This is a genomic window from Enterococcus sp. DIV1083b, assembly GCF_051713705.1.
Lineage (GTDB): Bacteria > Bacillota > Bacilli > Lactobacillales > Enterococcaceae > Enterococcus_D > Enterococcus_D casseliflavus.
On the sequence record NZ_JBIOQJ010000001.1, the window covers coordinates 2,030,856 to 2,043,717 of the forward strand.

General features: G+C 43.5%; 10 protein-coding genes and 1 tRNA gene. 2 read left to right on the forward strand and 9 right to left on the reverse strand.

What is annotated here, in order from left to right:
• Positions 1-24 precede the first annotated feature (24 nt).
• From IGI69_RS09395 to IGI69_RS09415, 5 genes are all read right to left on the reverse strand, one after another.
• Positions 25-3,447, reverse strand: coding sequence for an FtsX-like permease family protein (locus IGI69_RS09395; protein WP_438740603.1), 3,423 nt, complete (start codon positions 3,445-3,447; stop codon positions 25-27).
• Positions 3,448-4,149, reverse strand: a complete 702-nt coding sequence (locus IGI69_RS09400) for an ABC transporter ATP-binding protein (protein WP_015509898.1) — start codon at positions 4,147-4,149, stop codon at positions 3,448-3,450.
• Between the two features lie 160 nt (positions 4,150-4,309).
• Positions 4,310-5,149 carry an SDR family oxidoreductase gene (locus IGI69_RS09405; RefSeq protein ID WP_438740606.1) on the reverse strand — a complete coding sequence of 280 codons (840 nt, stop codon included), beginning with the start codon at positions 5,147-5,149 and terminating at the stop codon, positions 4,310-4,312.
• A gap of 122 nt (positions 5,150-5,271) precedes the next feature.
• On the reverse strand, positions 5,272-6,417 hold the full coding sequence (gene nagA / locus IGI69_RS09410; protein WP_438740608.1) for an N-acetylglucosamine-6-phosphate deacetylase: 1,146 nt from the start codon (positions 6,415-6,417) through the stop codon (positions 5,272-5,274).
• Between the two features lie 68 nt (positions 6,418-6,485).
• Positions 6,486-7,331, reverse strand: coding sequence for a helix-turn-helix domain-containing protein (locus IGI69_RS09415; RefSeq protein WP_008381491.1), 846 nt, complete (start codon positions 7,329-7,331; stop codon positions 6,486-6,488).
• 160 nt (positions 7,332-7,491) lie between these two features.
• On the opposite strand from IGI69_RS09415, the gene IGI69_RS09420 reads away from it, so the two are divergent.
• On the forward strand, positions 7,492-7,671 hold the full coding sequence (locus IGI69_RS09420) for a hypothetical protein (protein ID WP_005236448.1): 180 nt from the start codon (positions 7,492-7,494) through the stop codon (positions 7,669-7,671).
• A 55-nt stretch (positions 7,672-7,726) separates the two neighbouring features.
• On the opposite strand, the gene IGI69_RS09425 is transcribed toward IGI69_RS09420, so the two are convergent.
• The 4 genes from IGI69_RS09425 to IGI69_RS09440 form a co-directional block, all read right to left on the reverse strand.
• Positions 7,727-8,944, reverse strand: a complete 1,218-nt coding sequence (locus IGI69_RS09425; RefSeq protein WP_413135550.1) for a pyridoxal phosphate-dependent aminotransferase — start codon at positions 8,942-8,944, stop codon at positions 7,727-7,729.
• Between the two features lie 167 nt (positions 8,945-9,111).
• Entirely contained in the window at positions 9,112-9,987 is an 876-nt protein-coding gene (locus IGI69_RS09430; protein ID WP_005229973.1) for an ABC transporter ATP-binding protein, read from the reverse strand.
• A 10-nt stretch (positions 9,988-9,997) separates the two neighbouring features.
• Positions 9,998-11,212: an ABC transporter permease gene (locus tag IGI69_RS09435; RefSeq protein ID WP_438740611.1), complete on the reverse strand. Its 1,215-nt coding sequence runs from the start codon at positions 11,210-11,212 to the stop codon at positions 9,998-10,000.
• Positions 11,209-12,321 carry a hypothetical protein gene (locus tag IGI69_RS09440; RefSeq protein ID WP_438740613.1) on the reverse strand — a complete coding sequence of 371 codons (1,113 nt, stop codon included), beginning with the start codon at positions 12,319-12,321 and terminating at the stop codon, positions 11,209-11,211. Before IGI69_RS09440 ends, IGI69_RS09435 begins: the two co-directional genes overlap by 4 nt.
• Positions 12,322-12,517: 196 nt before the next feature.
• Here IGI69_RS09440 and IGI69_RS09445 point away from each other — a divergent pair.
• Positions 12,518-12,600, forward strand: a tRNA-Leu gene (locus tag IGI69_RS09445).
• Positions 12,601-12,862: the final 262 nt, after the last annotated feature.

The following is a 12,862-nucleotide window of genomic DNA, read 5'->3' on the forward strand; positions in this document are numbered from 1 at the left end:
TCATTCTGAGAAAAGGCTGTTTTGTTACTCATTGGCTTTCAGTGCATCGATCATATTGACATGTTTCAGTTTGAAATACATTGCGATCCCTACCACGCTTGAAAATAAACAGGTCAATCCAGCGGCATACACATAGCTCATTGGTTCGACTGTCGGTGAAAACATGGCGATATCGACTTCGATGGTCTGTAAGACAAATTGATGCTGAAGCACCCCTAATAATAAACCCAATGCAATGCCGAAGATCGTCAGAAAGATATTTTCACGAAAGACGTACATGGTCACTTCTCGATCATAAAAGCCCAATACTTTGATGGTCGACAACTCGCGAATGCGTTCCGCTATATTGATGTTGTTCAAGTTGTACAACACGATAAAGGCTAATGCCCCCGCAGACGAGATCAAGATCCAGATGACGATGTTCAAGGTTGCTGTCGTGTCATCTAAGGCATCCGCTGAAGCTGAGAGGAAGGAAACATTGATGACATTGTCTTGTGCCATCAGATCAGCTGCGATCGCTTCTTCATCCGATTTCGTCAAACGCTGACTGAATTTCAATAACTCACTGTTGTAAGAAGGAGCTGCTTGAAAGATCTTCTGATAAGCATCCGGGGTCAAATAAGCAAAATGCCCTGTGTAGTTTTCTGCGATGGCAGCCACATTCAGTTTAAATGATTCGCCGCTTTCATTCGTCAACGCTATCGTATCACCCACGGATAATCCAAACAACTTAGCAAGCTTTTCATTGATGATGGCGCCCTCTCCTTCTAGCTCGTAAGCTTCTCCTGAAACCCGATCATTCAAGTGGACAAATCTCGATAAAGCCGCAGGATCTTCTGGCACAGTGACGGTTACTTCTTGCTGCGTGACCCCCGATTGAGCCAACGTCAGACTTTCCGTATGCAAGAATAACCCTGCTTCAAAGCCTTCAATATCTTCTGCGGCGGCTTTTGTTTCACTCATTGCTTCAGAATCCTCATCATCAAAGGTGATCACCGCCTGATACTGCCAGATTTTCTCAAACTGTAAAGGAATGATATTACTGATGGAATCTCTTAGGCCAAATCCAGTCAAGATCATTGACGTACATCCGGCGATCCCTAAGATGGTCATGAGCATTCTTGACTTGTAGCGAAACAGGTTTCGCATTGTAACTTTTTGAATAAAACTTAAGTGCCGCCATATAACGGTGATTCTTTCTAAGAGAATTCGTTTTCCTGTTTTGGGTGCCTTTGGTCGTAACAATGAAGCGGATGACTGTCTTAAATCAAATCGTAAAACCAGCAACGCGATACCGATGGTGCAAAGCAAGCTGACTCCCACAGCAATCAATGAAAGCCGCAAATACCATGGGGTGTCATACTCCGTGAGATTGTAAAGCGGTCCATAAGCTTGAATGATGATTGCTGGAAAAAAGGAAAAGCCGACTGCTAGACCCAATACAGCACCTGTGATTCCTGCTGCAGAGGAATAAAGCAAAAATTTCTGTCCAATCTCCCAGTTACGATAGCCCAATGCTTTCAATGTACCGATCTCACTGCGTTTTTCATCGATCATCCGCGTCATGGTGGTTAGACTGACTAACGCTGCAATCAAAAAGAAGATAACTGGGAAAATCGTCGCTAACGAAGAAACCCGTTCCGCATTGTCTTGGTACTCTGAATAACCAGGGTTCGCATCGCGGTTTGCGACACGATAAACTGCCGGTTTTAGATCCAACAATTCCTGCTCTTTTTCAGCAACTTCTTTTTTGGCATCTTCAAGTTTTTCGCGTTCTTTTGGTGCTCTTTCTTTAAATTCGTCAACCTTTTCTTGAAGGGTTGCTTCGTTTTCTCGATATTCTTGCCAACCAGCAGCTAATAAAGACTGACCCTTGGCTTTTTCAGAAGCTAAGGTCTCACGAGCGTCGCTTAGCTGCGTCTCTCCTTGGGTGATCTGGGTCTGCGCTTGTGCCAATTCTTGGCGCCCAGCTCTGATTTGGCTCCAGCCAGCATTGACTTGCTGTTGTGCCTGCTGAAGTTGCGCTTCTTGGTCATTGATCGTAGACAATTGCCCAAGTAATTGAGCACGTTGTTGCTCACCTTCGGCAATAAGTGGACGCAATGTATCTTCAGCTGCCGTCAGCATAGTAGCAATCATCGTTTCATCGATTTCCTCCAGATCAGGAACCGGACCAAGGACATCTGTCGGCAGGTTCAACTGTGCCAGAGCGGCTGTTATTTGTGCATAGACGGTAGGCAGCTGGGACATTTGCTCCTCTGCAGAAAGTTGACTCACACTTCTGATTTGATCCATGCCTTGGTATGCCAGCGCCAGTTGCTCCTCTACCTGCTGGATACCCCTTTGTAGTTCAGGTCTTTGTGCCAAAACGGGTGCCAACTGAGCTTGGGCTGACTGTACTTGGGCTTCTTGCTGAATCAATGCTTGTTCATTTTGATCTAGCAGGCGTTGATTTTCGATCAATGCCTGTTTCCCCTCAGCTAATTTTTGCGCTTCTACATTCAATTGCTCTTGGGCAGTTTGAATCTCTGTCTGAAAAGCTACTTCTTGTTCCGTCAACTCCTGATGCGCCTGCGCCAATTTCTCTGTTGCGTCGTCAAGTTCCGCTTGCGCTTGCTGCAATGCCTCTTCGCCATCACGGATCTGTTCTTTGGCTTCATCAATCGCTGGTTGCGCTTCATCGATCAACTCTTGCCGACGTCCTTGTGCCCGCGGAGCAAACCGTTCTTCTACTTCATCACTTACTTGATCCCTTTTTGTCTGATATGCTTCTGAATAGCTAGTCACTTGCGATAGCTCATCAAAACGAACTAACAATCTAGCATACGCAGTTTCTTTAAAATCTTCTTCTGGAATTACTGCAAAGTAATCGACTGTCCCATTCCCAACGGTACTATTGCCTCGATGAAAATTCTCAATAAATTCGGGACTATTGACAAAGCCAACGATCGTGTAAGTGTGCGTTGCTAGCTGGTTTTCACCGCTTTCTGGCAGTTCAAAAGTTTCATCTAGTGCAAACCCACCGCTGCTTTGTGCCGCTTGATCCAAAGCAATTTCCCCTGACTTTTGCGGCAATCGACCAGAAGTCACCTGATATTGATTGACTTGTCGCTCCTTCGAAAGGGAAAAGACACGGATCACGGCACGGTGATTTTCGGCATTGATATCGGCGATCTGCTCTGCTTCAACAGACATGACACCAGGCATTTCTTCAATGATTTCCCGATCGGCAGTCGACAACCCTAAAGTTGACGCAATCGTAAAGTCCGCTAATTTCTGGCGAGCAAAGTAATCTTCAGCAGCTTGTTCCATATTCGGACCTGTTGCACTGATCCCCACAAAAAAAGCGACCCCTAAGAAGATAATGCCTAATATGGACAAAAACCGCCCGGGTGCTTGCCTAATTTCACGTAAACTGGAACGTAATAATGTTTTTTTCATAGGCATTTACCAAGAAATAGAGGCAATTGGAATCGGATGAGTATTTTTTTCCATCTTGCGGACCTTTGCATCATTGATATGGATCACACGATCAGCCATGGGAGCCAATGCGCTGTTATGTGTAATGATCAAAACGGTCGTCCCAGTCTCACGAGCCGTTTTTTCTAGAATTGCTAGAATCTGTTTCCCCGTTTCATAGTCAAGTGCCCCAGTTGGTTCATCACAAAGCAGCAATTTGGGCTTCTTCGCTATAGCACGAGCGATCGTGACTCGCTGCTGCTCGCCACCAGACAATTGCGCTGGAAAGTGATCCAAGCGATCACCAAGCCCAACTTGGGTCAAGATCTCAGCAGCATCAAGTGCCTCTGGCACGATTTGTGCTGAGAGTTCAACGTTTTCTCTGGCTGTCAAATTAGGGACCAAATTATAAAACTGAAAGACAAAACCGACATCTTTGCGGCGATAGGTCGTCAATTGTTTGGCATCAAAGCCAGCAATATCTGTTCCATCAACGATCACTTTGCCACTGTCACATTGATCCATTCCGCCAAGTATGTTCAAAACGGTGGACTTACCAGCGCCACTAGGACCAAGGATCAGTGCGATCTCTCCTTTTTCTACAGAAAACGAAACACCATCATTAGCAGCAATGACCGTGTCGCCCATTGTGTATTTCTTCACTTCTTTCACTACTTCAATATAACTCATTTTATTCCTCCAAGAATTCCAGCGCCGCATGCGCTTTCTCGCTTAACAGTGTATCACACTTTTTCCCTTGAAAGAAACCGCAAAAAAGCAGCACAAGGTCGTGCTGCTAAAAAACAAGTCATTTATTCAAAGTGATCCAGATTGGCAAAAGCAAAACAAATCATTTTGTGTGTTCCGCAATTCTTTGTTGCGTTTCTTGCCATAGTTTCTGTGCTTGTTGCTGCTCCTTCGGGATCTCGGTTAGGACTGCTTGACGATCAACAAAGTAGCGGCCACTGATACCCGCAACGTCTGGACTTAGCGCTAAGTAAATCGCTGTATCGGCCCCTTCTTCGGCTGTTTTAAAAAAAGGCGTCAACATTTTATAAATAGATTGACCAAATCCTGTTTGTCGACTGACCCCTAAGCTGGTCGCCACAGCTCCCGGATGCAAGGAATTAGCAGTAACGGTCGTATTGCGTAGCTGGAACGCAAGCGCATCCGTAAATAAAATCAGGGCTTTTTTTGAGCGGCCATATTCCCGCCAAGGGAAAAAATCCGGTACATCGAAAAAGCGCTGATCCTTTTTCTTTACAAATTTGTAGGCGCCGGATGACACATTGACGATCCTGCCGGCATCGGCACGTTTTATTAGCGGCAATAACTGACGGGTCAGTTCAAAATGCCCCACGTAGTTTACGCCCAGCATTTGTTCAAATCCATCGGCTGTTCGCTCATTTTTTAAATTGACGATGCCCGCATTATTGATCAGTACATCCAATTTCTCAAAGCGGGCGTTGATTTCAGCGGCTGACTTGCGTACGCTAGCCAACGACCCCAAATCACCGATCACTAGATCGATGCTTGGATTGCCTGTCTCTTCCTTCAAACGTTGCTGTGCTGCCTGCCCTCGTTCGGCAGAACGGCAATACAAAATCACATGCATCCCCAATTCTGCCAATTGTTTGGCTGTTGCAAAGCCCATACCGGCATTGGCGCCGGTAACTAAAATCGTCTTCAAATCCCCATCATCTCCTTCATAGGATGTCGTTTTCTTTCATCATAACTGAAAACAAAAAAATCTGCTCAAAAAACAGATCAAGAGAAGCTCTCTTCTTGTTTCTTTAAGCAGATTGTTTTATTTTACGCCTGGTAGCGGCAGACGCCATCTAAATAGGTGGCTGTTACATTCATTTCTTGATCCAAAACAATAAAGTCAGCTGGGTGACCTTGTTTGATCATGCCGCAAGCATGGTCAATTTTACAGCTGATTGCTGGAATCAAGCTGGCCATCATGACCGCTTCTTGAGGGGTAGCGATTCCCCAGTCTACTACATTTTTCACAGCTTCTTTTAGTTTCAAAATACTACCAGCAAGATTGCCAGTTTCCATTCGAGCCGTTCCGTCTTTCACCACTACTGGAAATTCACCTAAAATATAATCACCATCTGGCATGCCGCCAGCCATCATACAGTCAGTGATCAAGGCAACATGGTCGTGACCAGCTTTTTCCATCAAAATCTCAGCTGCTTGAGGATGCACATGGTGGCCATCACAAATCAACTCTGAAAAAACTTCTTTTAATGAAAGTAGGGCACCAACCATTCCAGGCTCGCGATGGTTTAATCCGCGCATACCGTTGAATGCATGAACAAAAACGCTAGCACCAGCTTCAACTGCTGTTTGCGCTTCTTGTAATGTACCGTTACTATGGCCTAGAGCAACCACTACGCCTTCTTCCGTCACTTGCGAAACAAACTCACTCACACCTTCTCGTTCAGGAGCCAAGGCGATTTTTTTGATAATTCCACCAGAAGCTTCTTGCCATTCATGGAAGGTATCGATATCAGGATCACCAAAATAAATTGGATTTTGTGCACCTTTATGTTCTTCAGTAAAGAATGGGCCTTCAAAATAGATCCCTTGGATTTTTGCTCCTGTAACTTCGTCTTTGACTTTCCCAACGGTTTCAGCAACATCCCGCAACCGTTCTTTGCTGGATGTTAAGGTTGTTGGCAAGAAGGAAGTCACACCACATGATAAAAGGCCTTCCGACATGGCTTTAATGCCTTCTGCATCGTTGTCCATCACATCATGGTTCATAAATCCGTGGATATGAGTATCCACAAGACCCGGTGCTACCCATTTGCCTGAATAATCTTCTACGTCTGCACCAGAAGGGACTTCATCGACGATCGCTCCGAATTTCCCCTCTTTGACCTCCAGGTAACCAGGGCCATGAACCGCTGATTTTAGAAAGAATTTGTCTGCGTAAATATATTTATTCATCTTGATCGCTCCTCTATTTCTTTTCTTTCTTAAAAGTACTCTTATTTAGGGAAGAAGTCAAGAAAGGTCTACACCACTTTGTCAGATTGGCGAATATCCATGACAGCACGATACAGCTGAAAACTTTTTTCGGCTGCATTTTCTTCTTTCAGTCTATAAAGTAAGTGTCCCTTCAGTTCAAACAATTCTTCTAGAAAATACAAACTGTTTTTTTCTCTGGCTAAGGAAATGCCTTCGTTCGTTACCTTTAGCGCGAGGCAATCTTCTTGTTGCTCCTTTAAAAAGACCGCATAATTGTAGTAAATTTTGGTCAATGATGTGGAGAGACGTTCCGGCGGCAGTGCGTGCATGGCATCGTAAGCTTTTTCTAAGTAAAAACGAGCCTCACCCAGTTGCAGCAAATCACTATAGACGCGGCCCATGCAGCTCAGGATACGAATTTCCATCACCGAAACATTGGTCTTATCCTGTTGATAGGAGTAGGCTAGTCCTTTTTTCAGCGCCTCAAGGGCGGCATCATAGTTTTGATCGAGGAAATAATCACAGCTGCCTAGATAGTAGTAATACATTTGCATATCTGAATCCAGATACAAATAATCCTTGATCGCCTTATCTTCCATTTTTTCCCGCATTTCTTGAAACTGCTTATGGACAAAATGTGATTCGATTTCGGCAAAGATTTGATTGGTTTTGTTGATCTCTTCCGAATGAAGCATCATTACTTGATCTAAGGTGACTCCTAAGCGTTGGCAGATTTGGTACATCACCCAGACATTCGGCAACTCTTCGTTGTTTTCAATACGGCTTAAAACACTTTGCGAACAAATATCTTCCGCTAACATTTTCTGTGTCATCTTTCGTTTCAACCGAATCGAACGGATATTTTGACCAAAAGATTCTTCTTTTTTCTTCATAATCGTCCTCCAGGGGGAATTCTTATAAAAACCGAACGTTTCTTGTCAAAAATGCGAATTCGCATTTTTAATTTTCTTTATTTTAGCACATAATGACAAAAAGGAAAGCAATTTCAAGAATGTCTTGTTATTTTTCCACAATTTCAAATGAGGTGTTAAGATGACGATCGACAGTACGATCTTTTTTACATGGGATGGCAAGAAGTATCAAGGGATCATCGAACGAGAATATGAGAACTCTGTTCTGGTTCAAGTCACCGATCCTAGTGCTGAAATGCTGGATAAATTTACCAATCGAATGATTGTGAGCAAAAAAATTTGTCAACCAGTTGCCGAATAAAAACATAAGCACCACTCCCTCACGGTTGTTGAAGGAGCGGTGCTTTTTTATATTCTTATTTCTGACGATAGGACGCCAAAAATTCTTTCATTTTTTCAGCAGTCGTTTTTAAGTCTTCCATATTAGGAAGATAAACGATTCGGAAATGATCTGGCTGTTGCCAGTTGAACCCACCGCCGTGAACCAGCAAGATGTGGTGCTCGTGTAAAAAGTCTAAAACAAATTGTTCATCATTGGTGATATTAAAGCGTTGAATATCAATTTTAGGGAAAATATAAAAGGCGGCTTTCGGTTTCACCGCTGACAATCCCGGAATGTCATTGATTGCCTTGTGGATAAACGCTCTTTGTTCATAAATACGACCACCTGGTAATAGTAACTCATCAGAACTTTGATAGCCTCCTAATGCGGTCTGAACGATTTGTTGCGATAAGACATTCGAACACAGTCGCATCGAAGATAGCATATTCAAGCCTTCGATATAGTCTTTCACATGGGACTTGTCGCCACTGAGGACCATCCAGCCCACACGGAAACCTGCCACTCGATGAGACTTAGACAAGCCACCTAGCGTCACAACGAATCGATCTGGCGCTAATGTAGCAATCGGCACATGGACATAATCATCCATGACTAATCGGTCATAGATCTCATCAGAGAAAATGATCAAGTCATGCTCACGAGCAACGTCGACGATTTGCTCCAAAATTTCTTTTGGATAAACGGCGCCGGTGGGATTGTTCGGATTAATAATGACGATCGCTTTGGTTTTGCTGGTGACCTTAGCTTTGATGTCCTCGATATCAGGATTCCAATCTGCTTGTTCATCACAAATATAATGGACGGGCTTTCCGCCAGCTAATGAGATCGAAGCAGTCCACAAAGGATAGTCAGGCATCGGCACGAGCACTTCGTCCCCATTGTTACATAGGCCCTGCATACACATCGTGATCAGCTCGGAAACACCATTACCTGTGTAAATATCATTGATGGTCACATCAGGAAATTTCTGTAATTGATAATATTGTTCGATCGCTTTACGGGCAGAAAAAATCCCTTTCGAATCAGAATATCCTTCCGATTCTCGCACGTTCATAATCAGGTCTCTAACGATCTCATTTGGGGCTTCGAACCCAAAAGGCGCGGGATTCCCCGTATTTAATTTCAAGATACTGATGCCTTCTTCTTGCATCCGATCGGCTTCTTCTAAAACTGGGCCGCGCACATCATAACTGACCCCTTCAAGTTTTGACGACTTCGAAAATTTCTTCATATTCCATTTCTCCTTTAACCATAGGTCAACGTCAGGTTATTGGTTCTCGTCGTTGATCTCTTTTCAGATTGAACCTATTATAGCAAAAAAATTTTAACTGTGGCGAAAATTTTTCACCTCTCGGTCGAGAGGGCTTGCCCTGCGTTCATCCACTGAATTTGGTTCATTCAGGAATTTTCAGGAAAATACTTCAAGTACAATTCATTTAACGCCAAATGCCCCACCGAAAAATCAGTGATTCCTGCTGCGATAAAACGTTGCGGCAACTGCGGATCGCTGATTTCTACTAGATAGATCCGCCCTTGCAGATCGATAGTCACTGTCGTTAACTCTGGAAAAGCCACCAAGAAATCCGCCGAGTCCGTCTTTACATACAAGGGTTCATTGACCAACGACTTGCGGCCAAGGTATTCGTGAATGATCTTACCGTCTTTTAAAAACAAGACTCGATCCGCGTAAGAATCTAAATTCGTCAAAATATGCGAAGCGATCACGATTGCTTTCTTTTGCTCCCGCAAGGCTTTCAAGACGTTAGAGATCAATTCGACATTTGTCGGATCTAAGCCATTCATCACCTCATCCATCAGCATGTATGGCGTATCTGTCACGATCTGCATCGCAAAACACAGACGTTGCCGCATCCCCAGCGAATAGGTTCCCACTGGGCGTTTGATATAATCGCTCATTCGCAAACGAGCAATCGTTTCTTCCACCAAGCGTTCCTCTGAACGCCACATTCGCTGATACAGTTTCAAATGCTCGAGTCCGCTTAAATCATTGTACAAATCATTTTGGTCAGGAAAAAATGAAATTTGTTGATGCGCTGCCACTTCTGATTTTTTGGTCACATATACTTGACTGCCGTTTAAAAATACTGCGCCTTCATTCGGCTGGATGAAATTCATCGCCACATTCAATAGCGTGGATTTCCCAGTGCCGTTAGGGGCGACTAACCCGACGATCTCCCCGGGAGAAAAAGCAACGGAAAGTTGATCCAATACTTTTCTCGTATACGTGACAGTCACATTTTTCAGTTCTAACATATCGTTCCTCCTATGCCAAATGAAATTTTTTGCGTTGGATCGTCAAAAAGAAACACAATTCGATCAGAAGCCAAACGCCGCCTAATAAAAGTAAGCCTTTTTCCATCGTAAATCCTGCAGAACCAAAGTAAAAGCGTGTCCAGCCTGAAAGGACTTGTCCCACATTTTGATACAGATAGACATACAGCGTTTTATCAAGGTAGGCACTAAACCAGCGTCGTTGGAAAAGAAAGGGCGAAAGCAAACAAAAACCAGCCACAAGCAGATTAATCAGCTCTGAGCGAAACAGGGCACTGAACAGCAAGATGCCGCGACAATAAAGAAACTGCAAGAAAAGCGTTGCTAGAAAACATTGACTTAAAAAAAGACCGATGGCTTGTGTTTCAAAAGCATTGAAATCGGTGATCGGGTAGCGGGCATCAAAGGTCGATGATAAAATCGTGACTGGCAGTTCCAAGGAACCAAAGCCGAATTGAATACCAGAGCCAAACCAGATAAAGAACATGGTTCCTAGCGTTACGATTGCAGAACCAACCATCAACGCTGCCGTTTTGCTCCAAAGGATCTCTTCTGCCGATAATGGCAGTGAAAGAAACAGGGATTTATGTCTTCGTTCTTTTGGTAAACAATCGATCGCCAAAAATAAAGAAACAGCAATTAATAGAATCGGTAAGTATTCAGTAAAGCTTCGCTGTAATGCTTGCACCCCCGTTTTTTGCTCCATGACTGCTTGAGAGAGTTTGCTATTGGGCAGCTGGCTAAAAGCCTCCATCAGTTTTGCGGTTGATGCATAGCCGAAGCGCCCGTCATACCCAGCATAGTAATTTCGAAACGTGTAATAATCAGGGGTATAAAATATATTTCGTTCATCGGTAAATTGCAAAGCGAGATGGTACCAAGTACTTGTGCTTTGTGCGTATGCTTGCCAGTCTTTCTCGGCTAGCGCGTCGAGCCGTTGTTTTTCTGCTTCATTCCATGGGGTAAACATTTCGACTGCCATGAATGCCGACCAATGGTCAGAGGGATTGGCTGCTTGTTGATCAAGAAAATCTTGTCGCACGGTATAGCGTTGTTGCATTTCTGTTTTATCTACTCGTTCAATCGGGCGAAAGTCTCTTTGCCAAAAACTGTAAACGCCGCTGTAGATCAGCAGCAAGCAAAAAAGGCCGATGGTTTTCTTGCTTTTTAACAGCTGGCGTAATTCAAAGAAAAAATAGTCTTTCATCCTTTACCTCCTCTCAACAAGCGATTCTGTTTATCCGCAACAAGCATGATGCTTAAACAAAGGAAGATCCACACTAGCGTCAGCAGCCAACTGGCATAGACGCCCCAAGAAGTGCCAGAGCCCAAAGCAAAGGCACCCGAATAAAATTTATCCATAGCAGCTAGATGAACTGGTAATATAGGGATCTTTTGCAGCATCGGAATCAAGCCGAATCCATAAAAAAGCACCAGTAAAAAGAAAGAGACGTATCGATTGGCTGCGACCATGTTCATGACAAAACCTAAGCATTCGATCAAACCAATCAGCAAGGCAAAAGAAACCATACTATATAAAACGCTCTGCCAAAAAGGTAAGGCTACCCAATCCCCACTGAGATAAACGGCTACTGGATACTGCCAATCCCCGAACTCCCCCAGAAGGCTCATTGAAAGAAAGACGCCTAAGAAAAACACGAGCAAGATTCCTAAATTGGTGATCGTTTTGACAAAAACCTTACTGACCATCCGAATCGGGAAAATCTGTGGGTATGAGCGGATCAAGGAGAAGTGTTCTCTTTCTTCTAATAAATTGTCACTAGCAAAAAAAGCCCAGAAGAAGAACCCAAAATTCAGTAAAAACGTTATTGCCAAAGCGACAGCCGTCTGGGTATTGGCAGCCGTGAGAACCGGATCTTTTTCTTGCTCGGCTAAGGCTTGATAGACCGTTTGCTCTTGTTCGATCGACCACATCGGCGGTAAAAAGGCTTTGTCATCAACTGAAGACGCCCAAATCTGTTTTTTTAGTTCTGCAATTTGAATACTCGTTTGATTAAATCGTTCATATTCCTCCATAATCAAGTTGGACAGCTGCCGTGAGGTCAGAGTATTGTTATCAAGTAATAGCTGATATACCTCTTGCTCATCCGGTGAACCAGATTGATTGGCTTGGTAGCGATCAACAATCCGTAAGGCCTCCGCTTTTTCGGCGGTAATGGTAGCGGGCAAGCTGACGGGTTCCATCAGTTTCAAATAAACGGAAAAACTGCAGCCTAAACTAAAGGCACCAATGAGTAGGAAGATGAATACTTTCTGCTTAACAGCTTTTGCCAGTTGGTTTTTAAAATAGTTCATTTGCTCTCCTCTCAAAAAAATAATTATTCATTCTTTTAGCATACCTTTTATGGAAAAAAATGCAATCTAAAGTCTGAAAATTCTTTCAAATAGCATTTGGAAAAGTTATTGACAAACCTGCTGAAAATCAGGTAAGATATTTTCTAGACGCGGCGTGACAGAACTACCTTAGCCTGCGTTTCCTTCTATAGTATTTGCGGAAATGACGGAATGGCAGACGTGCAAGATTGAGGGTCTTGTGAGCAATCGCTCGTGTGGGTTCAAATCCCATTTTCCGCATCCTTACAGCTTCCCAATTGCGGAAGCTGTTTTTTGTTTGCACAAAAGATCCCCCCTGGCGATCCTTCAATGAATTCCCTCGATCGCTTTGATCTTGAGTACCTACTCCTCAAAAGTTGATAGTAACCTTCCTTTCCCCAAATATAAAAAATCCAATAAAAATCCTTTTATCGTTGCATTTAGAGATATTTTTCATATAAAATGAATAATATAACAACTATTCATAAAATTTAGTTCGATTTTCCGTTTTTTCTTATTAGCA